This is a genomic window from Cryobacterium mannosilyticum, assembly GCF_004402705.1.
GTDB lineage: Bacteria > Actinomycetota > Actinomycetes > Actinomycetales > Microbacteriaceae > Cryobacterium > Cryobacterium mannosilyticum.
Genome location: NZ_SOFM01000027.1, coordinates 59,571 through 82,499, shown reverse-complemented (window position 1 = coordinate 82,499; position 22,929 = coordinate 59,571). Strand labels below are relative to the sequence as shown.

The following is a 22,929-nucleotide window of genomic DNA, read 5'->3' as shown; positions in this document are numbered from 1 at the left end:
GACATAGGCTGGGTGAGTGAATGCGCAGGCCCTGACGGTCGAAACCACTCCTATCGCCGACGTGCGCCAACTCATCCTTCTGCTCGATAGCCACGAACCGCTGCTCTGGATGCGTCGCAACCAGGGCCTGGCCGGCATCGGCACGGCCCTGCGGCTCGAGTTCTCCGGGCCGACCCGATTGACGGATGCCGCCGCAGCCTGGCGCGACGTGGTCGCGGCGGCCACCGTGACCGACCCGCTCTCCCGCACCGGCACCGGGCTGCTCGCCTTCGGAGCGTTCGCCTTCGACGCGTCCTCGGCCCAGACCAGCGTGCTGATCGTGCCGCAGGTCATCGTCGGCCGCGAGGACGGCCAGTGCTGGGTCACCCGGATCTGGCCCACCGGCGGCACCCGGCCCGAGATCCCGCTCGCCCTGCGGCCGCTGGGCAACGAGTACCGCATCTCGCTCCTGCCGGGCACGCTGACCGCCGACGGCTACCGCGCCGCGGTGGGCGAGGCCATCGAGCGAATCGCCGCCGCCGACCTCAACAAGGTCGTCCTGGCCCGGGACCTCGTCGGGCGCCTGCCCGCCGAATCCGACCTGCGCCGGGCCGTGAGCGAACTCGCCCTCGGCTACCCGGACTGCTGGACCTACGCGGTCGACGGTCTCGTCGGGTCGAGCCCCGAAACGCTGATCCGCGCCGACCACGGCGAGGTCAATGCCCGGGTGCTGGCCGGCACGATGTCCCGCGGGGCGGATGCGGCATCCGACCTCGAGGCCGCGCTGCACCTGGCCACCTCGTCCAAGGACGGCGACGAGCACGCCTTCGCCGTGCAGAGCGTGCTCGCCTCGCTGCGCCCGCACACCTCGCACCTGACCACCAGCGAGATCCCTTTCACCGTGAAACTGCCCAACCTCTGGCACCTGGCAACGGATGTCGAGGGCACCCTCAGCGACGGGTCGAACTCCCTCGACCTGATCGCGGCGATGCATCCGACCGCCGCGGTCGCCGGCACGCCGACGGAGACGGCGCTCGCGCTGATCCGCGAGCTGGAGCCGTTCGACCGGGGCCGGTACGCCGGCCCGGTCGGCTGGGTCGGTGCCGACGGTGACGGCGAATGGGCGATCGCGTTGCGTTGCGCGCAGGTCACCCCAGGCGGAGACGTCACCGCCTACGCCGGCTGCGGCATCGTGCTGGACTCCGAACCCGACCGCGAACTCGCGGAAACCCGGATGAAGTTCCGCCCGATCGTCGAGGCTTTCGGCTGACGCCACCCCGCCCGCCCGCCCAGATCGACGCGGGGCGCGCGGGTCAGGGCGGAGCAGGTGGGTTCAGGTCGCGGCCAGCCGGGCCTTCTCCGCGGGCACGTCGAAGGCGGCCGGCGGCCAGTCGAGGTGCAGCCGCTCGAGGGCGTCGATGAGCAGGTGCTGCACGGCGAGGCGGGCGTACCATTTCTTCTCCGCCGGAACGACGAACCAGGGGGCTGCCGGCGTCGCTGTGCGCTCCAGGGCGAGCTGGTAGGCCTCCTGGTACTCATCCCAGTGCAGCCGCTCGTCTACGTCGCCCGGGTTGTACTTCCAGTGCTTGTCCGGGCGGTCGAGGCGTTCCATCAGCCGAGCCTTCTGGTCGTCCGAGCCGATCTGCAGCATGACCTTGACGATCGTGGTTCCCTCGTCGGCGAGCTGCTGCTCGAAGTCCCTGATCTGGTCGTAGCGGGCCTCGAGTTCGGCCGGCGGCACCAGCCGGCGCACCCGGGCGATCAGCACGTCCTCGTAGTGCGAACGGTCGAAGACCCCGATCAGGCCGGCGTCCGGCAGGCGTTTCCGCACCCGCCAGAGGAAGTCGTGCGCCCGTTCCTCCTCGGTCGGGGCCTTGAACGCGTACAGCCGCACGCCCTGCGGGTCGACCGAGCCGACGACGTGCCGCACGATCCCGCCCTTGCCTGCCGTGTCCATCGCCTGCAGCACGAGCAGCACCCGACGGTTGTCACCGAACTTGCTGCACGCGAACAGCTTCTCCTGCAGGGTGGACAGCACGCCGACCCCCTCGGCCAGCGCGTCGTCCGCGTTCTGCTTGTCCACACCGTCGAAGCCCGGGGTCGAGCCGGGGTCGACGTCGGAGAGCCGGAAACCGGGTCCCACCCTGAGCAGCGAGATCGGGTCGTCGTTCCAGAACTTCTTCGTGAGGTTCCCCACGGTGCACCCTTCGTCCGCGCCTGGCCCATGCCGGCGATCATTCGCCGGTGGACGCCATTCTGGCGCAGCGGCCCCGTGCCGCGCCAGAGCGAACACCGGCCTTGTGCCCGGGCTACCGGGCCAGCGGAACCTCGAGGAGGCTCGGCCCGGCGGGCGGCATGGTCAGGGCCTGCTCGAGCTCGCTCCGCGTGCCGGCGCGGCCGTACTCCCAGCCGTAGGCGGCTGCGAGCTGCGCGAAGTCCATCCGCTGCGGGGTGAAGAGAACCCGGGCGACCGACTCCGTGCGGGCGGAGGCCGCAACCTCGAGGCCGTCGAAAATGGTTCCTCCGCCGTCATTGCCGACGATGACCTGCAGTCGCGGGGGCGGTTCGCCCGGCGTGAGCAGGAGGGAACCGGCGTCGTGCAGCAGCGCTAGGTCGCCGAGCAGCAGCCGGGTGACCCCGGCCGGGCGCGGCTCAGGGCCGAACTGGCTGGCCAGGGCGATGCCGACGGCCGTGGCCACGGTGCCGTCGATTCCGGCGAGGCCGCGGTTGGAGTGCACCGGGATCTTCTTGCCACCGACGAGCCGGTCGGCCTCGCGGATCAGGCGGGAGGCGCCGAGCACGAGGCGATCGTGGGGCCAGGACGCGCGCCACACGGCGTCGACCAGGATCGGCCGGGTGACCGGGGCGCGGAGGGCGGCGAGTTCGGCCCGGGTCATGCCGCGTTCGCCGACCGGGGGCGTGGCCAGATCGGGTGAGCCGTCGAGCAGCTGACGGCTGGTCATCACCCACCGGCCGAGCCACTCCCGTGCCTCGCGGGTGCCGGCGGCCACGACGGCCGTCTCATCGGCGATGACCGACCGGGCGAACACCCGCACCCGTCGCCCGGGGTTGAACCATTCGGCGCCGGTCGCCGCCACGACGATGGTGTCGACGTCGTCCCTCTGGAGCAGCGCCGGGATCTCCCGGCTGAGCGTGGGGTGGCCGAACACGACGGCCCGCTCCACGCGGCCGCCGAACTCGTCGGCCTGGAGCAGCTCGCGGTAGGCGCCGACCAGGTTCGGGCCGAAGCGCGCCCCGCTGCTGACCTCGGCGAGCAGCGGCCAGCCGCCGGAACGGGCGAAGGCCTCGGCCGCCGCTGTGGCACCGGTGCCGGCGATGACCACGGTGCGTGGGCCGGCCGCCACCCGCACCGCGGGAGCCGGCTCGGGCCGCGGCCGCACCGGGGCCGGCGAGTCGACGGCAGGAAGGGAGTGCTCCGTCAGGTCCACCGGCGCCGAGAGCGGCTCCCGGAAGGCGAGGTTCAGCTGCACCGGGCCCGGGTCGGCGGAGTCCCGGCCGGTGGCCGCATCCGTCGCCTGACACGCCAGCGCCGCGGCAGCCGCCGCCTCCCCCGGTTGCCCGGCCGGCGCCGGCACGTCGACGCAGAGCCGTGTCGCCGGCCCGAACAATCCCGGCTGCACCGTGGTCTGGTTCGAACGGATGCCGCGCAACTCGTCGGGCCGGTCGGCCGTGAGAAGGATCATCGGCACCCCGGAGTGGTGCGCCTCGAGCACGGCGGGGTGGAGGTTGGCCACGGCGGTTCCGGACGTGCAGACGACCAGGGCCGGGCGGCCGGATTCGACGGCCAGGCCGAGCGCCAGGAAACCGGCGCCGCGCTCGTCGATGCGCACATGCAGCCGGATCAGGTCGAGCCGTTCGAGTTCCGCACAGACCAGGGCGAGCGCCTGCGACCGGGCGCCGGGGCTGAGGACGACGTCGCGCACGCCGAGCCGCGCGAACGCGCCGAGGAGCGCGACGCTGAAATCGGTGGCCGGGCTGCCGCTGCCTGACGCCTCAGGCATCCCGTCGGCCGGGCAGTTCGCCCTCGCCCGGATCCGCCTGTTTGGGGTCGAAACCCGCCGTGCCGGTCGAACCAGGCACCTCTGGGCTGCCGGTCGAGCCGGTGCGCGGGTCCGGTTTGTCGAGGTCGGCCAGTTCCTGTTCGAGTGCCCGAATGCGCTCCTCGTCGGTCTTCTGCCGACCGAGGCCCTTGAGGAAATCGAGGTCGTCGTCGGGGGCCATCGACCGGGCGACGCCCGCACCGCGGCGACCGCGGCCCACGATCAGCCAGAGCAGCGGGCCCACGACCGGGACCAGGAAGATGACGAACATCCACACCCACCGCGGCAGTCCTCGCACGCGATTGTGGGCGGTGGTCGCACAGTCGACCAGGGAATAGACGGTCAGAATGACGACCGCTAGCCCCACGACAATCCACACCTTGACCATTCGGCCATTCTAGAGCGCCCAGCCGAGAGATCGGTGTGTAGCTGCGGGACGGAGACCTAAGCTGGAACCATGAAAGCTGTTCCCGCCTGGGTGACCTACTCCGTCTACCGCGTGCTCCTGTTCGCCGTTCCGCTCGCGATCCTGCTGGCCCTGCAGATCACCTGGTGGATCGCGGCCCTCGTCGCGGCGTTGATCGGCGTCTGCCTGTCCTACCTCTTCCTGCGCACGCCCCGCGAGCGGGTCGCACGCGGCCTGTACGAGGCCCGGCACCCGGTCGCGGAGACGGCCCACCCCGACGCCGAGTCCGAGGACGCGGCGATCGACCGCGCCGCCGGCGACGCGCTACAGCGCGAACGCCAGGGCGAGTAACACGCCGTAGGCCAGGGACGCGAGGCTGGTCAGCTTCAGCGCGAGCACGAGCTCCTTCGACGTGGTCGCGGTGACGACGATCAGTCCGGCTGGCACGGCCAGGAACAACACGAAGTACGTGAACCAGGCCAGCGGGTAGAACAGCCCGAAGAACCCGGCGATCAGGAACGGCACGAGCAGGAAGACGCAGAACACGACCCGCGACGCCGTGTCGCCGATCAGCACCGCGAGGGTGCGCTTGCCCGAGACCCGGTCGGGTTCACGGTCGCGCAGGTTGTTCACCATCAGCACGGCGCAGGCGATCAGGCCGATGCCGACCCCGCTCAGCCAGCTTTCCGTGTTGACGGTGCCCACCTGCACGAACGTGGTGCCGAGTGTTGCGACGAGGCCGAAGAACACGAACACGAAGAGCTCGCCGAGGCCGAAGTAGCCGTAGGGGCGACGTCCGCCGGTGTAGAACCAGGCGGCGACGATGGCCGCGGCGCCGACCAGCAGCAGCCACCATTGACCGGTCAGCACGACGAGGGTGAGGCCGGCCAGCGCGGCGAGCGCGAAGAAGGCCAGGGCCACGGTCAGTACCGCGCTCGGCCGTGCCGCGCCGCCACCGGTCAGCCGGGCCGGGCCGATCCGGTTGGCGTCGGTGCCGCGGATGCCGTCCGAATAGTCATTCGCGTAGTTGACGCCGATCTGCAGGGACAGGGCCACCATCAGCGCGAGCAGCGCCCGCACCCAGTGGTAGGCGCCCGGTTCGCTGGCGACGATGGCCGCCCCGGTGCCGAGGGCCACCGGTGCGATGGCCAGCGGAAGCGTGCGGAGGCGCGCGCCGGACACCCAGTCGCCGGCCGTCGCCGGCCGGCCTGCAGCCACCCCGCTGGTCCGGGGGGCGTTCCGCTTGGCGGGGTTGCCCGATTTCCCGGTCGTCCTGCCTGAGCCGGTCGTCCTGCCCGACCCGGGCTGGGCCCCGGTGGACGCCGAGGGGTTCAAACGCTGCATTTTGGGCCTGATCGGCCGCGCTGGTTGTGCCACGCATTCATGCTACTTCTTGGCGGCCCCGGCCAGTCGCCCGAGCTCCTGGCGATCCGGCTTGCCGGACGCGAGGAGCGGAATCGAGGCGACGAAGACGAGCCGCGCCGGCCGTGCCGCCGGACCGAGCACGGCCCCCGTCGCGGCCCTCACCCGGTCGAGCGGCTCAGGGCCGAGCGCCAGGGGAGGATGCAGGGACGGGACGGCCGGGGACGGGACGACGACGACCGGCACCTGGCCCCAGCGGTCATCGTCCGCCGCGACCGCCACGGCCTCGGCCAGGCCGGGAAGCGATCGCACGACCCGCTCCACGGCGTCGAGGGACACCTTCTCACCGCCCGAGATGATGACGTTGTCCTGGCGCCCGAGCACCCGCACGAGCCCGGTGGCCGGGTCGACCTCGCCCAGGTCGCCGGTGCGGTACCAGCGCACCCCGCGCACCTGCCTGAAGCGTTCCCGGGTCAGCTCGGGGTCGCCGAGGTAGCCCTCGGCCAGCACCGACCCCGAGATCTCGAGCTGACCGTCGACGGCGCGCACCTCGGTGTCGCCGATCGGCAGCCCGTCGTAGACGCAGCCGCCGGCCGTCTCCGAGGAACCGTAGGTGCGCACCACCCGCAGGTCGAGGTCCGCCGCGCGGGCGAGGAGGCCGGCGGGGGTGGCCTGCCCGCCGACGAGGATGCCGGTGAATCGGCGGAGCACGGCCAGCAGGCGCCGGTCGCCGTCGGCCTCGGCGACGAGTCGGGCCAGCTGGGCCGGCACCAGCGAGGTGTACCGCAACGGTTCGGCCAGACGCTCCGCGCCGGCCTGGAAGGCCGCCGGGTCGAAGTGCCCGACGGGCAGCACCACCGGGGTGGTCTGGGCCACGATCGACCGCACGAGCACCTGCACCCCCGCGATGTAATGCGCCGGGAGCGCGAGCAGCCACTGGCCGGCACCATCGAGGGCCACGGTGGAGGCGGCAGCGCTGCTGAGCAGCGCGTCGGTGCCGAGCATCACGCGTTTGGGGACATCCGTCGACCCCGACGTCTCGATCACCACGGCCACCCGGCGCGGCACGGTGGTTCCCCCGGCGACCCCGGGGACGGGGAGCAGGGCGGGCACCGGGAGCAGGGCGGGACCGGCGCCGGCGAGCGCCTCCCGCAGGAGCACCATCAGGTCGAGGGGCTCGCCTGCCGGGACCGTGCGGAGCTCACGGGTCACCGCTAGAACTGCCAGTCGTATGGGCCCCAGTCGGGGTCGCGCTTCTCGAGGAACGCGTCGCGCCCTTCGACGGCCTCGTCGGTGCCGTAGGCGAGGCGGGTGGCCTCCCCCGCGAAGACCTGCTGGCCGACGAGTCCGTCGTCGACGGCGTTGAAGGCGAATTTGAGCATCCGGATGGCGGTGGGCGACTTGGTCAGGATGGTGCGCGCCCAGTCCAGCGCTTCCGTCTCGAGCTCGGCGTGCGGCACGACGGCGTTCACGGCACCCATCTCGAGGGCTCGCTGCGCGGAGTATTCCCGGGCGAGGAAGAAGACCTCGCGCGCGGCCTTCTGGCCGACCTGGCGGGCGAAGTAGGCGCTGCCGTAGCCGGCGTCGAAGGAGCCGACGTCGGCATCCGTCTGCTTGAACTTGCCGTGCTCGGCGCTGGCGATGCTGAGGTCGCAGACCACGTGAAGGGAGTGGCCGCCGCCGGCCGCCCAGCCGGGGATGACCGCGATGACGACCTTGGGCATGAACCGGATCAGGCGCTGCACCTCGAGGATGTGCAACCGGCCGCCGCGGGCCTTGTCGATGCCGGTGGCGGTCTCGCCGTCGGCGTACTTGTAGCCGTCGCGGCCGCGGATGCGCTGGTCGCCGCCCGAGCAGAACGCCCAGCCGCCGTCCTTGGGACTGGGCCCGTTGCCGGTGAGCAGCACGACGCCGATCCGCGGGTTGACCCGCGCGTCCTCGAGCGCCGCGTGCAGCTCGTCGACCGTGTGCGGACGGAACGCGTTCCGAACCTCCGGCCGGTTGAAGGCCACCCGGGCGATCTGCCCGGTCAGGTCGTGGTGATAGGTCACGTCGGTGAGTCCGTCGAAACCGGCGACCTCCCGCCATTGGCTCGGATCGAAGATTTCGGACACCTGTTCGGTCATCCCGCCAGCCTACGCGGGCGGGGCGGCGCCGACCCGCGACCCTGGGTCGCTCGCGGCGCGCGGTAGCAGACCAGGGCCTCGTGCAGCGTGCCGACACGCCGTGAGAAGACCTCAATTACTCCTAGGGGTGGCGAGAAGTCAACCCCCTTGAGGGGCACGTTTTCACCATGTGTACTAAGGGCCTGAGATCACCCGAGATCGACCCGGAGGTAGTCATGGCTGGATATGACGCAGGGGCAGCATTCCACAACGATGTGAACGCGAGTGACGCGATCAGCGCTGAGGGGAACCGCCGTTTCGTGCACGTTTGTGAGATCGATTCCCGATCTGACCTCGTCGGGGTGGTGCGCTGATGAGCGCCCTGATCCAGACGCCGCTTTCGGCCCCGTTGCCGTCCGCGCCGCCGGCCGCCTCCTCCCCCGGCCGGGGAGCCGGTTCTTCCTCGGTCTCCCGGTACAGCCGGGCGTCCACGGACGCCTTCGGCGACTATCTGCGCCGCATCGGGAAGGGTCCTCTGCTCACCGCGCTCGACGAGGTCGAGCTCGCCCGCCGCATCGAGGTCGGCTTGTTCGCCGCTGAGCGGCTGACCCGGGGAGTGTCCGATCCGGCCTATGCCCGCGAGCTGGCCTGGCTGGCCCACGACGGCGGCCGGGCGAAGAACCACTTCATCGAGGCGAACCTCCGCCTGGTGGTGAGCATCGCCAAGCACTACTCCGGCCGCGGCGTCCCGATCATGGACCTCGTGCAGGACGGGAACATCGGTCTGGTTCGCGCGGTCGAGAAGTACGACTTCATGACCGGCTACAAGTTCTCGACCTATGCCACCTGGTGGATCCGGCAGGCCATCCACCGTGGAATGGCGGACAAATCCCGGATGATCCGCATCCCCGTGCACACCGCGGAGAAGTTGAACAAGATCAAGCGCATCCGCCGTGACCTGACCAGCACGCTCGACCGCGACCCCACCCTGCGCGAGCTCTCCGAGGCGGCGCAGATCCCGGCCAGGGACGTTTCCCGGCTGCTCCAGTACGACAACGAGCCGATCTCGCTGCACGCACCGGTGGGCGATGGGATCGGCGACATCTCCGAGCTGATCATCGACGATGATCTGCCCCAGCCCGATGAGTACGCCACCATCACCCTCCGGGCGGCCGACATCGGCTTCTACCTGGATGCCCTGCCGCCGCGCGAACGGGCCATTCTCATCGCCCGGTTCGGCCTGGACGGCGACGAGCCGCGCACCCTCGACCAGATCGCCGTGATCCAGGGCGTCACCCGGGAACGGGTGCGGCAGATCGAGAAGCGGGCCCTGGCCCTCCTGCACGTGCCGCGGCTGGAGCGATACCTTCGGGATTGACGTCCGGTTTCCCCCGAACTGAGAGTATCCCGAGACCACGGTTCACGCGTATTGTCGCTTGTAGTCACTAAAACGGGGGTTTTGAGATGGGCAAGCTGACCTACAACTCGACGTTGTCGGCCGACTTCGATGATCGGGTCCTGGCCCACATCCAGGTTGTCATCGGCGCGAAGCTGCGCCGCGGCGAGTGTTTCTACTTCACCTGGCGTGACGATCCGCAGGGTGGGGACGGCCGGAGCACAATCTGGTTGCACCCGGCCATCCCCCTGACCTACAAGTACTTCGGCGGTAGGTCGCCCAGCCTCAACCGGGAGTGGATCGAAGCCCTGATGCTCACGGCGAATTCCTCCGGGGGCCTGCAACTGGTCCCGGAGCCGCACCGCGCCACAGCCGTCGTGACAGTGAAGGATGACTCATGAACCGTGTCGACATCGTCTACGGTGGCCAGCAGTACTCCCTCGCCGGCCGCTCGATCGACTCCATCCAGACCGAGATCGACGCGGCGATCACGACGGGCAAACCGTATTGGTTGATGGTGAACAGCGGCGGCGGCCGGTTCGAGGACGCCTACCTGCTCATCGCCCCCGGCATCCCGTTCGCGGTGCTCAATGTGAAGCCGGAGGACGGACAGGACATCGATCTCGACGTGGACGGGGTGTTCGGGCAGGACGGTCTCTGACCCATCCTGACCCCTGCCGGCTGCCGCGCCCGGTCGCGTCGGCCGCGGCAGCCGGCAGGGGTGCGTCAGCGGCGCTGACCCGCTGCTGGCACACTGGGAACATGCTTCCCTCCCTGGACGATCTGCTCGGAACGGCCCGCGTCGTCGCGTTGCCGTTGGTCACGCGTTTCCGCGGCATCGACAACCGTGAGGCGCTGCTGCTGCAGGGCCCGGAGGGCTGGACCGAGTTCTCCCCATTCGCCGAGTACGACGACACCGAGGCCGCCGCCTGGCTCCGCGCGGCCATCGACTTCGGCTGGGAGAAGACCCCGGCCCTGCTCCGCGACCGCATCCCGGTCAACGCCACCGTGCCGGCCGTCGACGCGGCCGAGGTGGCCGGTGTTCTCGCCCGTTTCCCCGGCTGCCGCACCGCGAAGGTGAAGGTGGCGGCCCCCAGCCAGACCCTCGCCGACGATGTCGCCCGGGTGCGGGCGGTGCGGGACGTTCTCGGGCCGGAGGGACGCATCCGGGTCGACGCGAACGGGCTGTGGAACGTGGACGAGGCCGAGCACGCCATCCACGCACTGAACGAGTTCGACCTCGAGTACGTGGAGCAGCCGTGCGCGAGCATCGAGGAGCTCGCCGAGATCCGCAGCCGCACCGCGTACCTCGACGTGGGCGTCGCCGCGGACGAGAGCGTGCGCCGCGCCGATGACCCGCTTCTGGTGGCCCGCACGGACTCCGCGGACATCCTCGTGATCAAGGCCGGCCCGCTCGGCGGCATCCACGCGGCACTGGCGCTGATCGCGGAGGCCGGCCTCCCGGTCGTCGTCTCCAGCGCCCTCGACACCTCGGTCGGCATCTCGATGGGCGCGCACCTCGCCGCCGCGATCCCCGGCCTCGACTACGACTGCGGCCTGGGCACCGCGTCACTGCTGGCGGCGGATGTCACTCGGGAGCCGATCCTGCCGGTCGGCGGCAGCATCCCGGTGCGCCGGGTCACCCCTGACCCTGACCTTCTCGACCGTTACGCGGCATCCGCCGAGCGGCGCGACTGGTGGCTGGCCCGCCTCGTACGCTGCCACGCCCTGCTCTCCGACTGACCTCCCCCGTCAAATTCGACGGAGATTTTGGCCAAAACGGCTCAAACCGGCCTCGACACGGGCGATATTTCGAAAAAGTCCGTCGAATTTGACGGGTCAGAGGCCCGAGTAGGCGTGCAGGCCCTTGAAGAACACGTTGACGATGCCGAAGTTGAACATCACGGCGCTGAACCCGACGATCGCGAGCCACGCCGACCGGGAGCCGCGCCAGCCGCGCGTCGCCCTGGCGTGGATGTACCCGGCGTAGACGGTCCAGATGATGAAGGTCCAGACCTCCTTGGTGTCCCAGCCCCAGTATCGGCCCCAGGCCTTCTCGGCCCAGATCGACCCGGCCATCAGGGTGAAGGTCCAGAGGATGAAGCCGATGATGTTCACCCGGTAGGCCAGGTTCTCCAGGGTTGCCGCTGAGGGCAGCGTGGCGAGGAAGCGGAGCGGGTTCTTCCACCCCGGGGTCTCCGTGCCGGCGGGGCCGGACACAACCGGCACTGACCCAGCCGGGACTGAACCGGCCGGCACCGACCCGGCCGGCACCGACGCCGCGGCACCGAGCGCGGCTTCCCGCCGGAACTGGAGCAGTTGCACGGTCGAGAGCGCGAAGCCGAGGGCGAAGAAGCCGGTGCCCAGCGACGCGACGAACACGTGGATAACGAGCCAGGCGGACTGCAGCGCGGGCGGCAGCGGGGCGACCTCGACGTAGAAGCGCAGGGCCGCGATGCCGAGCAGCACGAGCACCATGCCGGTCACGAAGGTGCCGAGGAAGCGGAGGTCCGCCCGGGTGAGCACGATCAGGAACACGGTCACGATCAGCAGGGTGCCGGTCATCGCGAACTCGTACATGTTCGCCCACGGCACCCGGCCGGCGGCGAGGCCCCGGAGCACATCGGCGACGAGGTGGATCAGCCAGGCGAGCACGGTGAGTGACACGCCGACGCGCAGGCTGGGCGAACGACCGTACGGCGTCGACGCGTCGTTGACGATCCGCGCGCTGATCCGGGTGAGGGTGGCGGTGCCACCCGAGGCCCCGGCCGAGCGCACGGACTCAGGGCTCGCCGATCGAAGCGCGTCGCCCTGGGCCTGGCTCACCGCGGCCGACCGCTTGGCCAGGTCGAAGGAGAAGGCGATGAACGCCAGGGCGTAGACCGCCATGGCCGAGTACAGGCTCAGGATCGAGAGCTCGTTGAGATTCACTGTGTCAGCCTAAGTGCGTTCGGGAGCCGGGGCGGCCAATTGGGAGGATAACAGCAGGTCCGAGTGCCGGTCGGCGAGCGCGGTCACGACCGATTCGAGGGCAGGATCCTCGCCGCGGGCGAGCCCGGCGTACTCGAGTCGCACCGAACCGTCGGCTTCCTCCACGGCCTTCACCCAGACCCGGCGGCGCGGCACGAACAGGCTGGTCAGCAGCCCGAGCAGGGCGAGCACCGCGAAGGACAGCACCCAGAGCTGGGTGGGGTCGTTGTGGATGTCGAACGAGGCGAACCGGAGCACTGAGCCGGAGAAGTCGCCGGTCTTCGCCCCGGGGTGCGCGTCGTCGAAGGTGACCGAGCCGAGGCCGTTCGGCAGCTGCTGGGTCTCCCCCGGCTTGAGCTCGATCGACTTCGTGCCGGTCTTGCCGCCGGTGAGCTGAGTCATCTTGTCGGTGTCGAGCGAGTAGACGGATGTCGGCACCCCCGCGTCGAGGCCGAGGTCGCCGGCGTAGACGTTGAGCGTGAGCAGCGGGTACTCGAGGTCGGGGAACGAGGAATAGAACGCGCCGGAGGTCGCCTTCGCCTGGGTCGGGTAGAAGAAGCCGATCATGCCGAGCTGCTTCGCCAGCCCGTCGGGGACCTTGATCACCCCGAGCGAGGTGAGATTGGCATCCTGGGGCAGGAACGGCACCGCATCGGTGAAGACGACGTCGCCCTGCGGGTTCTTCACCGTGATCGACGGCGCGTAGCCGTTGCCAAGCAGGTACACGTCGGTGCCGCCGGTGCGCATCGGAGAATTGACCTTGACCTCGCCGGTCTCGGTCGCCTGTCCCCGCCGGGTGACGCTCACGCCGGCGGTGAAGTCGATCGGCTGGCCGTAGGCCTTGAGGTTCTTCGTCTCGTAGGTGACCTGGAAGTCGTTGAGGGTGAGCTTGTACGGGTCGAGGCCCTCGTCGTTGAAGAACCGGCCGGGATTGAACGAGTCGTAGGCCAGCAACGTGTTCACGAACGTCTGGCCCTCGACCAGCACCCGCTGCCCGCTGAACCCGAAACCGCTGCCGAACCCGACCGCGATCAGGATGCCGACGAGGGCGAAGTGGAAGACGAGGTTGCCGGTTTCCCGGAGGTAGCCCCGCTCGGCCGAGACCGAGAACTCCCGCGCGTCGGCCTGCGGCGCACTGTCGAACAGGGCGACCCGGTAACCGCCGGCCGCCAGCAGCCCACGGGCGGAGTCGACGGCGGACGCGGCATCCGTGCCGGCCGGGGCGGGGCGCGTGGTGAACCCGGCCAGTCGGGCCAGGCGGGCCGGCGTGCGCGGCGGCTTCGCCCGCAACGCCAGGAAGTGATGCTTGGTGCGCGGGATGACGCAGCCGATCAGGGAGATGAACAGCAGGAGGTAGATCGCCGAGAACCAGGCGGACGAGTAGACGTCGAAGGCTTGGATCTTGTCCAGGGCCGGTGCCAGGTCGGGGTTGTCGGTGAAGTACTGGGTGACCCCGTTCGGGTCGGAACTGCGCTGCGGCACCAGCGACCCCGGCACGGCCGCGATGGCGAGCAGCAGCAGGAGGAACAGCGCAGTGCGCATATTGGTGAGCTGTCGCCAGAACCAGCGCAGCCACCCGACGAAGCCGAGGCGCGGCTGGACGATGCCTTCCGCGGCGACCGGCGCCGGCGAATCGTAATGGTCAGACGGCCGGGACATAGCTGCCAATCACTCCTTGCAGGTCGAGGAGCCAGGCATTCCAGATGCCGCTCACCATGAGCACGCCGATGACGACGAGCAGGACGCCGCCGAAGAGATTGATCGTTCGCACGTTCCGTTTGAGGAACGACACCGCGCCCGTCGCCCAGCTCAGGCCCAGCGCGATCAGCAGGAACGGGATGCCGAGGCCGAGCGCATAGAACAGGGCGAGCAGTCCGCCCTGCCACGGCGACCCCGTGGTCAGGCTGAGCGAATTGATCGCGGTCAGCGTCGGCCCGGTGCACGGCGTCCAGCCGACGGCGAAGACGGCACCGAGTACCGGGGCTCCCGCCAACCCCATCCGGGGTTTCCAGGAGGACTTGACCGAGCGTTGCAGGCGCGCGAACTGGCCGACGAAGACCAGGCCGAGCAGGATGACGACGACCCCGGCGATCCGGGTGACCAGGTCGCGGTACTGGTTGAGCCAGAAACCGGCGAAGCCGAAGACGACGCCGGTGAGCACGAAGACGAGGGTGAAGCCGAGGATGAACAGGGCCACGCCGGCCAGCAGGCGGCCCTGGCCGCGCCGGTCCCCGCGCGCCGCGCTGGTGCGCCCGTCGGTGAACCCGCCGATGTAGGCCAGGTAGCCGGGCACGAGGGGCAGGATGCACGGCGACGCGAACGAGACGAGGCCGGCCAGGATCGCAACCGGGATGGCGAAAAGGAGTTGCCCGCTGAAGACGATCTCACCGAACGGATTGTCCACGCCTAAACGCCCTCGTCGAGCGCGGAGGTGACCAGCGTCTCGAGGATGGACGGCGAGGACAGCTCGCCGAGGATGCGGGCGGCGACCCGTCCGGACTTGTCGATCACCAGCGTGGTCGGCACCGCGTTCGGCGGGATGCTGCCGCTGAAGGCCAGTTGCATCGCCCCGTCGCCGACATCCATCACCGAGGGGTAGCCGACACCGTAGTTGTCGTTGAAGGCGACCGCGTTCGCGGCCTGGTCGCGCACGTTGACGCCGACGAACGAGGCGCCCTTGCCCTCGAACTGCGCGCTGAGCTTCGCCAGGGCTGGGGCCTCGGCCCGGCACGGTGCGCAGCTGGCGTACCAGAAGTTCACGACGACAACCTGCCCGGCGTAGTCGGCGCTGGAGAGGGCGGCACCCGTCTCGCTCGTGCCGGCCCAGACGATCGGGTCGCCGCGTTCGGCGGCGGGGATCTCGGTCCAGCTGCCGTCGCCGGCGATGAACCCCTTGTTGCTGCCCTCGCGGTACTGGGCGGCGAGCGGATCGGTCGCGCAGCCGGTCAGGAGCAGCGCCACCGCCACGAGCCCGACGATCGCCGCGCGCGCCCGGGTCGTCATACCGCCCCCACGTCGGTGGCGCCGGCCTGCAGGTCGACCGCTGGGTTCGAATAGCCCGCCTCGACCGGGCCGCCGCCTGGCCAGGACAGGGTCGTGATGCTCGAGAGACCGCACCGGCGTCTGCGGGGATCGTGGGCGAGGCGTTCTCCGGAGAGGGCGCGGTGCACCATCCAGATCGGGAGCTGGTGGCTGACCAGCACGACGTCGCCGCTGTCGACGGAGTGGTACGCGTCGTCGACGGCGGCGAGCATCCGGTCGGCGATGGACTGGAACGGCTCACCCCAGCTGGGCCGGAGGGGGTTGACCAGGGCCCGCCAGTTGCGGGGGTCGCGCAGGGCACCGTCGGGGCCGCGCATCCGCTTGCCCTCGAAGAAGTTGGCCGGCTCGATCAGGCGCGGGTCGATGTCGACGGGGAGGCCGAAGGCCGCCGCGACCGGCCCCGCGGACTCGCGTGTGCGCTGCAGCGGCGAGGAGACGATCCGCGCGACCGGGCGCCCTCGTTCGACCAGGTCGGCCGCCGCAGCCTCCGCCATGGCCAGGCCGAGGTCGGAGAGCCCGAAGCCGGGCAGCCGTCCATACAGAACGCGTTCGGGGTTGAACACCTCACCGTGCCGGACGAGATGTACCTGACTGGCTGTCACCCGAACAGTCTACGGATGCCCCACCCGCGAATTCACCGAGAACGCACGACGCTGGGGCCGCCGTGGGATGCGCCGGCTGTCGACCCCCGGCGACGCCTGCCGCTAAACTTGGCAAGTGACTGCGCGCATACTGATCAAGAACCTGGCCGCCCTCGAGAATGGCACCGTCACGGTGTCCGGCTGGGTGGACACCGTCCGCGACCAGAAGAAGGTGCAGTTCGTCGTGCTCAGGGATGAGTCCGGTGCGGTGCAGCTGGTGAACCCGCGCACAACGGATGCCGACGGCGTCGTCGTCGCGGACGAGCCCGCCAGCACGATCTCCGCCCTCTCCCAGGGCAGCTTCGTCACCGTGACCGGCGAACTCAAGCACGACGAGCGGGTCAAGCTCGGCGGAATCGAGATCAAGCTGGCCAGCATGGAGCTCGTCACCGTCGCCATCCCGGAGACCCCGATCGCAGCCGACTCCAGCCTCGACAAGCGGATGGACTGGCGCTTCCTCGACCTGCGCCAGCCGAAGCAGAACCTGATCTTCCGCATTCAGACCACGTTCGAGCACGCCCTCCGCACCTACTGGGTCGAGCACGACTTCGTCGAGCTGCACACCCCGAAGCTGATGGCCAGCGCGAGCGAGTCCCGCGCCGAGTTGTTCGAGGTGGAGTACTTCGAGACCAAGGCCTACCTCGCGCAGAGCCCCCAGTTCTTCAAGCAGATGGCGCAGTCGGCCGGCTTCGGCAAGGTCTTCGAGGTGGGACCGGCGTTCCGGGCCGACCCGTCGTTCACCAGCCGCCACGCCACCGAATTCACCAGCGTCGACGCCGAGATCAGCTGGATCGACAGCCACGAAGACGTCATGCAGCTGCACGAGGAGCTGCTCGTCGCCGGTTTCGCCGCGGTCAAGGCCAAGCACGGCGACGAGGTGCTGGCCCTGTTCGGTGTCGAGGTGACCGTGCCGAGCCAGCCGTTCCCGCGCATCCCCCTGGCCGAGGCCAAGGAGATCGTCAAGAACCGCGGCTACGAGGTGCCGCGCGACGACGACGACATGGACCCGGAGGGCGAGCGCCAGATCGCCGCCTACGTGGCGGAGACCTACGGGCACGAATTCGTCTTCCTCACCGACTACGCCGCCAGCATCCGGCCGTTCTACCACATGCGGCCCGAGGGCGACGCGAGCGTCACCAACAGCTACGACCTCATCTTCAACGGCACCGAGATCTCCACCGGCGCGCAACGTGAGCACCGCATCGACGTTCTCGTCGAGCAGGCCAGGGAGAAGGGTCTGGACCCGGAGGAGCTCGGCGGCTACCTGGACTTCTTCCGGTACGGCGTGCCGACCCACGGCGGTTTCGGGATGGGGCTGGCCCGGGTGCTCATGCTGATGCTGCACCAGACCAGCATCCGCGAGGTCACCTTCCTCTTCCGCGGCCCGTCGCGCCTCGAGCCCTGACCGGCTCCGGCCCGACCCGGTGGTCGAGCGACCTACGGAACGAGGAAGTCCACGGCCGTCTTGGCCGAGACGACCGACCGGATGAAGGCGCCGGCAGCCTGGTGGGCCGGGTGCGCCTGGTAGCGGGCGACCGCGGCCAGGTCGTCGAAGTCGGCGATCAGCACGACGTCCCAGTTGTCGCCGCCCTGCACATCCGCGCCCACCCGCAGGGAGCGGATCTCCGCCACGACGCCGACGAGGGCTTCGAGGCGTGAGGCGATCCCGGCCGCGTCGTCGGCCCTGGTCGCCGGGTCCGTCGCGCTGAGCTTCCAGGAGACGACGTGCCGGATGCTCACTGAACGGCCAGGAGCGCGCTGCGCAGCCGCAGCGGGTCGATCCGCCAGTAATTATGCACCTTGCCGTTGATCAGCAGCACGGGGATGTCCTCCACGTACAGTTCGTTCAGCTCGGCGTCGTCGAGGATGGAACGCTCCTCGAGCACGATCGCCGGCGCCGCCGGGTTGTCGGCGAGTTTCAAGACGACGCTGTCCACCAGCTCCCGCGCGTCGTCGCAGAGGTGACATCCGGGCTTGCCGATCAGGGTGAGGAGTGCGGTGGCCATTGCTCCAGCCTATGCTGGCTCACCCGGGCGCGCGCAACTAGACTCAGGCGCACATGCCTGACGCCAACGCCGCCCGCTCCATCGCCTTCTTCGATGTCGACAACACGCTCATGCGCGGAGCGAGCCTGTACCACCTCGGTATCGGCGCCTGGCGACGCCGGCTGATCACCGGCCGCGACATCAGCTCGTTCGCCTGGAAGCAGGCGAGGTTCATCGCGGTGGGTGAGAACCGGGTGCACCTGGCCAGTGTGCGGGAGCGCGCCCTCGAGGTCGTCGTCGGCCACAACCGCGCCGAGCTGATCGAGCTGAGCCGGGAGATCTTCGACGCCCGCCTCATCCGCCTGCTCTGGCCCGAGACCGTCGCCGTGGCCCGGGCGCACCTGGAGGCCGGTCGCGAGGTCTGGCTGGTCTCAGCCACCGCCCAGGAGGTCGCCGATGTGATCGCCGAGCGGCTCGGCTTCACCGGCGCTCTCGGCACGGTGCTCGAGACCGTCGAGGGAGTGTTCACCGGTCGCCTGATCGATGGCGTGTGCCACGGAGACCAGAAGGCCGAGGCGGCGCGCGGGCAGGCCGTTCGCAGCGACGCCGACCTCACGGGATGCTGGGCCTACTCCGATTCGCACAACGACATTCCGTTGCTCGACCTCGTCGGCAATCCCGTCGCCGTGAATCCGGATGCGACACTCCACCGCTACGCGACGGCGCGCCACTGGCCGATCATGCGACTCAAACGCGGCAGCATCACCGCGGCCGCGCGGGCAAGCAAAAAGCGCTAGGTCCGAAGACCTAACGCTCACGCCTGGAACCGGCGCTTCAGGACCAAACGGTCCGGAACCGACCTACTTCTTATTGCGACGCTGGTGACGGGTCTTCCGAAGCAGCTTGCGGTGCTTCTTCTTCGCCATACGCTTGCGTCGCTTCTTAATTACAGAACCCACACGGACCTCACAAGATTTGGTTACAAGATTTGGTTTCGCCACGAGATTCGCGGCCGACACGAAAACACCATTCTACCGGAAAAAGAACGGGCCCTTACGCGGTGTCCGCAATCGGGCGCTGAATCACCGCGGAAACAGCCGATTCCGGCACCCGGAAAGACCGGCCGAACCGGATCGCTGGCAGTTCTCCGGAGTGTACGAGCCGGTAGACGGTCATCTTGGACACGCGCATCATCTCGGCCACCTCGGCGACGGTCAGGAAGCGTACGTCAGAGAGATCTTGCATTCGGGTTCTCCTCACGAGCGTGGACCGGTCCTGTGACGGACGTTACCCACGTGCTAGATGAAAACTCTAGAGGTTACCCGGAACGAACGTCTAGTCGTTTTTGCGCCATTTTCGCGGCTTGGCGTCTTTCACCGCATGCGCCATCTGGAATGACGTGTCGGCGAAGGCCTTCCCGATTGCCGCGGCGAACGCCCGCTGCTCCTCCTTCAGCCCCTCGGTCTCCTCGGCGGCCTCCTCGGCCGACGCGTCGAAGTCGACGCTGAGGAACGGGATCAGCCAGTCCTCGATCTCCTCGAGGGGCGCGTAGTCCAGGTGGTAGTAGCGGTGCTGGCCGGCTTCGCGCACGCCGACCAGACCGGCCTCGCGGAGCACCTTGAGGTGCTTGGAGACGGTCGGCTGGCTCAGCCCCAGCTTGTCGACGATGTCCGACACGCTGAGCTCGCCACCGGCCGTGTTCGACTGGTTGTATCGCTCGAGGAGAATGCGTAGTATTTCGCGTCGGGTCGAGTCCGCCACCACGCCGAAGATGTCTGCCATGCCCCAAGGCTAGTCATTCCCGCAGGGGGATACCATGACGGCGGGTCGCCGGCCAACGCCGAGGTGCGGACAAAACACCTTCCCGGGCCAGCGGAAGGTGCTTTCCCCGCAACTCAGCGGGAGGGCGGAGGTACCCGACTCCTAGTGGCCGGCGAGTTCGCGGGCGCGGGCGAGTGCGGCATCCGTTGCCCGGTCGAAGAGCTCCTTGAGGCCGCCTTTTTCCAGCTCCCAGACGGCGCGCTCGGTGGTGCCGCTCGGGCTGGTGACCTGGCGGCGGAGCTCGGCCGGCGACTGGTCGGAGCCCGCCAGCAGGGTGCAGGCGCCGAGGAAGGTGCCGTTGACCATCACGGCCGCCTCCTCCGGGCTGAAGCCTTTGGCGACCGCCGTGGCGGTGAGCTGCTCGATCAGGTAGAAGACGTAGGCCGGGCCGGAGCCGGATATGGTGCTGAGCGCGTCGAGTTTGCCCTCCGGCACGACGAGAACGTCGCCGACGGTGCCGAACAGGGTGGTCGCGAGGTCGAGGTCGGTGGCGCTGGAGCGAGTGCCGGCGCTGAGCCCGGTGACCGCCTTGCCGACGAGCGCCGGCGTGTTCGGCATCGAACGGATGACTGCCACCGACTCGGGCAGCAGCGATTCGAAGGTGGCGATCGTGACGCCGGCGGCGACGCTCACCACAAGCGTTCCCGGCTCGAGGCTGCCGGCGATCTCGGTGAGCAGGTCGGGCACCATCGCCGGCTTCACTGCCACGATCACGATGCGGGCGCCGGCCACCGCCTTGAGGTTGGCCTCGGGGTCCTCCGCCGTGGCGAAGGCGGTCACGCCGTCGATGCCGGCCAGCTCGGCCGCCTTCGCCGCGGTTCGGTTGGTGGCACGGATGCCGCCCTCCACGGTGACGTTCGGGTTCAGCAGGCCGGTCAGGACGGCCCTGGCCATCGATCCGGCGCCCAGGAACGCGATGGTGGGGAGCGTGGTGGACGCAGTCGTAGTCATGGAGGGAGTCTAGTTTCGCCGTCCTGTCCGGTCACCGTGCGCGGTGGCCGGCGCACCGGCTGTGCCCGTCGTTCTAGGATTACTGCATGAGCGCATCCGGCGGAAACAAAGCAATCGTGGCCGCCCTGGCGGCCAACCTGGGCATCGCCGTGACGAAGTTCATCGCGTGGGCCTTCTCCGGCTCCTCCTCGATGCTCGCCGAGGGCGTGCACTCGCTCGCCGACTCGGGAAACCAGTTGCTACTGCTGCGCGGCGGCCGCAAGTCGCGCAAGGACGCCGACACGGCGCATCCGTTCGGGTACGGCCGGGAACGCTACGTCTACGCGTTCGTCGTGTCGATCATCCTCTTCTCCATCGGCGGCGTGTTCTCGCTCTACGAGGGCGTGCAGAAGCTGCAGAACCCCCACCCGCTCGAGGTGCCGTGGCTGCCGATCGTGGTGCTCCTGGTCGCCATGGGCCTCGAATCGTTCTCCCTGCGCACGGCCATGAAGGAATCGAACCTCCTGCGCGGAGAGCAGACCTGGGTGCAGTTCGTGCGGCACGCCAAGGCGCCCGAGCTGCCGGTCGTGCTGCTCGAAGACGTCGCGGCCCTGGCCGGGCTCGTCTTCGCCTTCCTCGGCGTCGGACTGACCATCATCACCGGCGAGCCGATCTGGGACGCCATCGGCACCCTCTTCATCGGCGTGCTTCTCGTGCTCGTCGCGATCGTGCTCGGCGTCGAGACCAAGAGCCTCCTGGTCGGCGAAGGCGCCGGGCGCACGGATGCCGCGAAGATCGAACACGCCATCCTCTCCGGCCCTGAGACCCGCCGGATCATCCACCTGAAGACGCTCTACCTGGGTCCGGACGAGCTGCTCGTCGCCGCCAAGGTCGCCTTCGACGCCGAGACCCGGTTCTCGGACGTGGCCGCCGGTATCGACGCCGTCGAGGCCCGGATCCGCGAGGCCGTGCCGATCGCCCGCACGATCTACCTCGAGCCCGACGTGTTCATCGACCCGGGCCACCGCGAACTGCCCACCGACGCGATCGTCATCAAGGGCAGCGAATGAGCCGCATCGCGATCGTGCTCCGCCACGACGACACGATCCACCTCGGCAATCTCGAACCGGTGCTGCTCGAACACGGCTACGACGTGCGCTACGTGGACACCATGCGGGAGGACGTGAGAGTCCTCGACCCCCACGCCGCCGACCTCGTCGTGGTGCTCGGCGGGGAGATGGGCGTCTACGAGGCCGACCGGTTCCCGGCCCTGCTCGACGAGATCGCCCTCCTCGAATCCCGGCTCACGGCCGGCCGGCCGGTCTTCGGGGTCTGCCTGGGCGCCCAGCTGATGGCGACCGCGCTCGGCGCCACGGTCTACCGGGGACCGACCAATGAGATCGGCTACCGCTCCGTGGAACCGACCGAGGCCGGCGCCGATTCCCCGGTGCGGCACATCGCCGGAGTGCCCGTGTTCCAGTGGCACAGCGACACGTTCGACCTGCCGGAGGGCGTCACCCGGCTGGCCGGGTCGCCGCAGTACGGCAACGAGGCGTTCTCCATCGGGAACTGGGCCCTCGCGGTGCAATTCCATCCCGAGGTCACCGAGGAGATGCACGAGGTCTGGCTCGCCGCCTCCGAGGCCGAGGTGGCCGCAGAAGGGTTCGACCCGGCAGGCCTCCGCCTGGAGCGTGAACGCTACTCGGAGGGCATGCAGGGCGCCTCCCGGGCCATGTTCAGCGAATGGCTCGCCGGGCTGGATCGCTGAAGAAGTCTCGGAGCAGGATGCCGCACTCCGCGGCATCCACCTCGGCGAAGACCTCCACCCGGTGGTTGAGCCTGCGGTCCCGCAGCACGTCGTAGATCGACCCGGACGCCCCGGCCTTCTCATCCCAGGCCCCGAAGACCACCACCGGCACGCGGGCCGCCACGATCGCACCCGCGCACATCACGCACGGCTCGAGGGTGACCACGAGGGTGCACCCGGTCAGGTGCCAGTCACCGAGGGACGCGGCGGCCTCGCGGATGGCGACGATCTCGGCGTGGGCGGTCGGGTCCTGATGCAGCTCACGCTCATTGCGGCCCCGGCCGATCACCGCGCCGCCCGCGTCGAGGACCACCGCGCCGACCGGGACATCCCCGGTTGCCAGGGCCGCGCGCGCCTCCGCGAGGGCAAGCAGCATCCACTCGCGGTGCCGACGATCCTGCTCGCCCATCCGGATGCCTCCCCC

Annotated in this window: 28 protein-coding genes; 10 read left to right on the top strand and 18 right to left on the bottom strand. The window is 69.7% G+C overall.

Features of this window, described 5'->3' with window-relative positions:
• The first annotated feature begins 16 nt into the window (after positions 1-16).
• Positions 17-1,249 carry an isochorismate synthase gene (locus E3O32_RS09940; protein WP_241974759.1) on the top strand — a complete coding sequence of 411 codons (1,233 nt, stop codon included), beginning with the start codon at positions 17-19 and terminating at the stop codon, positions 1,247-1,249.
• 63 nt (positions 1,250-1,312) lie between these two features.
• Here the strand turns inward: E3O32_RS09940 and E3O32_RS09935 are convergent, their stop codons facing one another.
• The 3 genes from E3O32_RS09935 to E3O32_RS09925 form a co-directional block, all read right to left on the bottom strand.
• Positions 1,313-2,176, bottom strand: a complete 864-nt coding sequence (locus tag E3O32_RS09935) for a polyphosphate kinase 2 family protein (RefSeq protein ID WP_134509058.1) — start codon at positions 2,174-2,176, stop codon at positions 1,313-1,315.
• Positions 2,177-2,288: 112 nt separating this feature from the next.
• Positions 2,289-4,001 carry a 2-succinyl-5-enolpyruvyl-6-hydroxy-3-cyclohexene-1-carboxylic-acid synthase gene (menD, locus tag E3O32_RS09930; protein WP_134509056.1) on the bottom strand — a complete coding sequence of 571 codons (1,713 nt, stop codon included), beginning with the start codon at positions 3,999-4,001 and terminating at the stop codon, positions 2,289-2,291.
• On the bottom strand, positions 3,994-4,428 hold the full coding sequence (locus tag E3O32_RS09925; RefSeq protein WP_134509054.1) for a PLD nuclease N-terminal domain-containing protein: 435 nt from the start codon (positions 4,426-4,428) through the stop codon (positions 3,994-3,996). Before E3O32_RS09925 ends, menD begins: the two co-directional genes overlap by 8 nt.
• Positions 4,429-4,497: 69 nt before the next feature.
• Here E3O32_RS09925 and E3O32_RS09920 point away from each other — a divergent pair, with 69 nt between their 5' ends.
• On the top strand, positions 4,498-4,797 hold the full coding sequence (locus E3O32_RS09920) for a DUF4229 domain-containing protein (protein ID WP_134509052.1): 300 nt from the start codon (positions 4,498-4,500) through the stop codon (positions 4,795-4,797).
• Here E3O32_RS09920 and E3O32_RS09915 read toward each other — a convergent pair.
• Genes E3O32_RS09915 through E3O32_RS09905 form a run of 3 tightly spaced genes read right to left on the bottom strand, consistent with a single transcriptional unit; the run spans position 4,771 to position 7,934 of the window.
• Positions 4,771-5,790 carry a 1,4-dihydroxy-2-naphthoate polyprenyltransferase gene (locus tag E3O32_RS09915; protein WP_134509199.1) on the bottom strand — a complete coding sequence of 340 codons (1,020 nt, stop codon included), beginning with the start codon at positions 5,788-5,790 and terminating at the stop codon, positions 4,771-4,773. The genes E3O32_RS09920 and E3O32_RS09915 overlap by 27 nt on opposite strands.
• Before the next feature lie 42 nt (positions 5,791-5,832).
• The gene (locus tag E3O32_RS09910; RefSeq protein ID WP_241974750.1) at positions 5,833-7,020 is read right to left on the bottom strand and encodes an AMP-binding protein; all 1,188 of its coding nucleotides are present in this window, start codon (positions 7,018-7,020) and stop codon (positions 5,833-5,835) included.
• 2 nt (positions 7,021-7,022) lie between these two features.
• The gene (locus E3O32_RS09905; RefSeq protein ID WP_134509050.1) at positions 7,023-7,934 is read right to left on the bottom strand and encodes a 1,4-dihydroxy-2-naphthoyl-CoA synthase; all 912 of its coding nucleotides are present in this window, start codon (positions 7,932-7,934) and stop codon (positions 7,023-7,025) included.
• 352 nt (positions 7,935-8,286) lie between these two features.
• Here E3O32_RS09905 and E3O32_RS09900 point away from each other — a divergent pair, with 352 nt between their 5' ends.
• The 4 genes from E3O32_RS09900 to E3O32_RS09885 all read left to right on the top strand — a co-directional run bounded on the left by E3O32_RS09900 (position 8,287) and on the right by E3O32_RS09885 (position 11,052).
• The gene (locus tag E3O32_RS09900) at positions 8,287-9,291 is read left to right on the top strand and encodes a sigma-70 family RNA polymerase sigma factor (RefSeq protein WP_134509048.1); all 1,005 of its coding nucleotides are present in this window, start codon (positions 8,287-8,289) and stop codon (positions 9,289-9,291) included.
• Positions 9,292-9,377: 86 nt separating this feature from the next.
• Positions 9,378-9,710 (top strand): DUF7882 family protein, encoded by a 333-nt coding sequence (locus E3O32_RS09895; RefSeq protein ID WP_134509046.1) that lies wholly within the window; start codon positions 9,378-9,380, stop codon positions 9,708-9,710.
• On the top strand, positions 9,707-9,970 hold the full coding sequence (locus E3O32_RS09890) for a hypothetical protein (protein WP_134509044.1): 264 nt from the start codon (positions 9,707-9,709) through the stop codon (positions 9,968-9,970). The genes E3O32_RS09895 and E3O32_RS09890 overlap by 4 nt, the downstream gene beginning before the upstream one ends.
• Positions 9,971-10,071: 101 nt before the next feature.
• Entirely contained in the window at positions 10,072-11,052 is a 981-nt protein-coding gene (locus E3O32_RS09885) for an o-succinylbenzoate synthase (protein WP_134509042.1), read from the top strand.
• A gap of 96 nt (positions 11,053-11,148) precedes the next feature.
• Here the strand turns inward: E3O32_RS09885 and ccsB are convergent, their stop codons facing one another.
• Genes ccsB through E3O32_RS09860 form a run of 5 tightly spaced genes read right to left on the bottom strand, consistent with a single transcriptional unit; the run spans position 11,149 to position 15,923 of the window.
• On the bottom strand, positions 11,149-12,198 hold the full coding sequence (gene ccsB / locus E3O32_RS09880) for a c-type cytochrome biogenesis protein CcsB (protein WP_134509195.1): 1,050 nt from the start codon (positions 12,196-12,198) through the stop codon (positions 11,149-11,151).
• Between the two features lie 51 nt (positions 12,199-12,249).
• A complete protein-coding gene (gene resB, locus E3O32_RS09875) occupies positions 12,250-13,938 on the bottom strand; it encodes a cytochrome c biogenesis protein ResB (RefSeq protein WP_134509040.1) in 1,689 nt (562 codons plus the stop codon).
• Positions 13,922-14,683 carry a cytochrome c biogenesis CcdA family protein gene (locus tag E3O32_RS09870; RefSeq protein WP_134509038.1) on the bottom strand — a complete coding sequence of 254 codons (762 nt, stop codon included), beginning with the start codon at positions 14,681-14,683 and terminating at the stop codon, positions 13,922-13,924. Before E3O32_RS09870 ends, resB begins: the two co-directional genes overlap by 17 nt.
• A gap of 2 nt (positions 14,684-14,685) precedes the next feature.
• A complete protein-coding gene (locus E3O32_RS09865; RefSeq protein ID WP_134509036.1) occupies positions 14,686-15,282 on the bottom strand; it encodes a TlpA family protein disulfide reductase in 597 nt (198 codons plus the stop codon).
• Entirely contained in the window at positions 15,279-15,923 is a 645-nt protein-coding gene (locus E3O32_RS09860) for a histidine phosphatase family protein (protein ID WP_134509034.1), read from the bottom strand. The genes E3O32_RS09865 and E3O32_RS09860 overlap by 4 nt, the downstream gene beginning before the upstream one ends.
• A 130-nt stretch (positions 15,924-16,053) precedes the next feature.
• Here E3O32_RS09860 and aspS point away from each other — a divergent pair, with 130 nt between their 5' ends.
• Entirely contained in the window at positions 16,054-17,367 is a 1,314-nt protein-coding gene (gene aspS, locus E3O32_RS09855) for an aspartate--tRNA(Asn) ligase (protein ID WP_134509193.1), read from the top strand.
• Between the two features lie 32 nt (positions 17,368-17,399).
• Here the strand turns inward: aspS and E3O32_RS09850 are convergent, their stop codons facing one another.
• Together E3O32_RS09850 and E3O32_RS09845 are read right to left on the bottom strand one after the other, a co-directional pair.
• Positions 17,400-17,702: a Dabb family protein gene (locus E3O32_RS09850; protein WP_134509032.1), complete on the bottom strand. Its 303-nt coding sequence runs from the start codon at positions 17,700-17,702 to the stop codon at positions 17,400-17,402.
• Positions 17,699-17,968: a glutaredoxin family protein gene (locus tag E3O32_RS09845; RefSeq protein ID WP_134509030.1), complete on the bottom strand. Its 270-nt coding sequence runs from the start codon at positions 17,966-17,968 to the stop codon at positions 17,699-17,701. Before E3O32_RS09845 ends, E3O32_RS09850 begins: the two co-directional genes overlap by 4 nt.
• A 53-nt stretch (positions 17,969-18,021) precedes the next feature.
• On the opposite strand from E3O32_RS09845, the gene E3O32_RS09840 reads away from it, so the two are divergent.
• A complete protein-coding gene (locus E3O32_RS09840) occupies positions 18,022-18,744 on the top strand; it encodes an HAD family hydrolase (RefSeq protein WP_134509028.1) in 723 nt (240 codons plus the stop codon).
• 63 nt (positions 18,745-18,807) lie between these two features.
• Here the strand turns inward: E3O32_RS09840 and E3O32_RS09835 are convergent, their stop codons facing one another.
• From E3O32_RS09835 to proC, 4 genes are all read right to left on the bottom strand, one after another.
• Entirely contained in the window at positions 18,808-18,906 is a 99-nt protein-coding gene (locus E3O32_RS09835) for a 30S ribosomal protein bS22 (RefSeq protein WP_003792170.1), read from the bottom strand.
• A 94-nt stretch (positions 18,907-19,000) separates the two neighbouring features.
• Positions 19,001-19,192, bottom strand: coding sequence for a helix-turn-helix domain-containing protein (locus E3O32_RS09830; RefSeq protein ID WP_134509026.1), 192 nt, complete (start codon positions 19,190-19,192; stop codon positions 19,001-19,003).
• 90 nt (positions 19,193-19,282) lie between these two features.
• Entirely contained in the window at positions 19,283-19,729 is a 447-nt protein-coding gene (locus tag E3O32_RS09825; RefSeq protein ID WP_134509024.1) for an ArsR/SmtB family transcription factor, read from the bottom strand.
• Between the two features lie 141 nt (positions 19,730-19,870).
• Positions 19,871-20,719 carry a pyrroline-5-carboxylate reductase gene (gene proC / locus E3O32_RS09820; RefSeq protein WP_134509022.1) on the bottom strand — a complete coding sequence of 283 codons (849 nt, stop codon included), beginning with the start codon at positions 20,717-20,719 and terminating at the stop codon, positions 19,871-19,873.
• Positions 20,720-20,805: 86 nt separating this feature from the next.
• Here proC and E3O32_RS09815 point away from each other — a divergent pair, with 86 nt between their 5' ends.
• A complete protein-coding gene (locus E3O32_RS09815; protein WP_134509020.1) occupies positions 20,806-21,768 on the top strand; it encodes a cation diffusion facilitator family transporter in 963 nt (320 codons plus the stop codon).
• Complete coding sequence (locus tag E3O32_RS09810) at positions 21,765-22,466, top strand: glutamine amidotransferase (protein WP_134509018.1); 702 nt, start codon at positions 21,765-21,767, stop codon at positions 22,464-22,466. Before E3O32_RS09815 ends, E3O32_RS09810 begins: the two co-directional genes overlap by 4 nt.
• Here the strand turns inward: E3O32_RS09810 and tadA are convergent.
• Positions 22,435-22,914, bottom strand: a complete 480-nt coding sequence (tadA, locus tag E3O32_RS09805; RefSeq protein ID WP_166790820.1) for a tRNA adenosine(34) deaminase TadA — start codon at positions 22,912-22,914, stop codon at positions 22,435-22,437. The two genes, E3O32_RS09810 and tadA, sit on opposite strands and share 32 nt — an antisense overlap.
• Positions 22,915-22,929: the final 15 nt, after the last annotated feature.

Excerpts from the sequence above, each read along its gene's own strand:
- E3O32_RS09905 (WP_134509050.1), bottom strand. The coding sequence starts at position 7,934 with ATGACCGAACAGGTGTCCGAAATCTTCGATCCGAGCCAATGGCGGGAG.
- E3O32_RS09810 (WP_134509018.1), top strand. The coding sequence starts at position 21,765 with ATGAGCCGCATCGCGATCGTGCTCCGCCACGACGACACGATCCACCTC.
- E3O32_RS09865 (WP_134509036.1), bottom strand. The coding sequence starts at position 15,282 with ATGACGACCCGGGCGCGCGCGGCGATCGTCGGGCTCGTGGCGGTGGCG.
- menD (WP_134509056.1), bottom strand. The coding sequence starts at position 4,001 with ATGCCTGAGGCGTCAGGCAGCGGCAGCCCGGCCACCGATTTCAGCGTC.
- ccsB (WP_134509195.1), bottom strand. The coding sequence starts at position 12,198 with ATGGCGGTCTACGCCCTGGCGTTCATCGCCTTCTCCTTCGACCTGGCC.
- E3O32_RS09840 (WP_134509028.1), top strand. The coding sequence starts at position 18,022 with ATGCCTGACGCCAACGCCGCCCGCTCCATCGCCTTCTTCGATGTCGAC.
- resB (WP_134509040.1), bottom strand. The coding sequence starts at position 13,938 with ATGTCCCGGCCGTCTGACCATTACGATTCGCCGGCGCCGGTCGCCGCG.
- E3O32_RS09925 (WP_134509054.1), bottom strand. The coding sequence starts at position 4,428 with ATGGTCAAGGTGTGGATTGTCGTGGGGCTAGCGGTCGTCATTCTGACC.
- E3O32_RS09885 (WP_134509042.1), top strand. The coding sequence starts at position 10,072 with ATGCTTCCCTCCCTGGACGATCTGCTCGGAACGGCCCGCGTCGTCGCG.
- E3O32_RS09920 (WP_134509052.1), top strand. The coding sequence starts at position 4,498 with ATGAAAGCTGTTCCCGCCTGGGTGACCTACTCCGTCTACCGCGTGCTC.
- E3O32_RS09830 (WP_134509026.1), bottom strand. The coding sequence starts at position 19,192 with ATGCAAGATCTCTCTGACGTACGCTTCCTGACCGTCGCCGAGGTGGCC.
- E3O32_RS09825 (WP_134509024.1), bottom strand. The coding sequence starts at position 19,729 with ATGGCAGACATCTTCGGCGTGGTGGCGGACTCGACCCGACGCGAAATA.
- E3O32_RS09815 (WP_134509020.1), top strand. The coding sequence starts at position 20,806 with ATGAGCGCATCCGGCGGAAACAAAGCAATCGTGGCCGCCCTGGCGGCC.
- E3O32_RS09900 (WP_134509048.1), top strand. The coding sequence starts at position 8,287 with ATGAGCGCCCTGATCCAGACGCCGCTTTCGGCCCCGTTGCCGTCCGCG.
- E3O32_RS09915 (WP_134509199.1), bottom strand. The coding sequence starts at position 5,790 with ATGCAGCGTTTGAACCCCTCGGCGTCCACCGGGGCCCAGCCCGGGTCG.
- E3O32_RS09890 (WP_134509044.1), top strand. The coding sequence starts at position 9,707 with ATGAACCGTGTCGACATCGTCTACGGTGGCCAGCAGTACTCCCTCGCC.
- proC (WP_134509022.1), bottom strand. The coding sequence starts at position 20,719 with ATGACTACGACTGCGTCCACCACGCTCCCCACCATCGCGTTCCTGGGC.
- E3O32_RS09845 (WP_134509030.1), bottom strand. The coding sequence starts at position 17,968 with ATGGCCACCGCACTCCTCACCCTGATCGGCAAGCCCGGATGTCACCTC.
- tadA (WP_166790820.1), bottom strand. The coding sequence starts at position 22,914 with ATGGGCGAGCAGGATCGTCGGCACCGCGAGTGGATGCTGCTTGCCCTC.
- E3O32_RS09895 (WP_134509046.1), top strand. The coding sequence starts at position 9,378 with ATGGGCAAGCTGACCTACAACTCGACGTTGTCGGCCGACTTCGATGAT.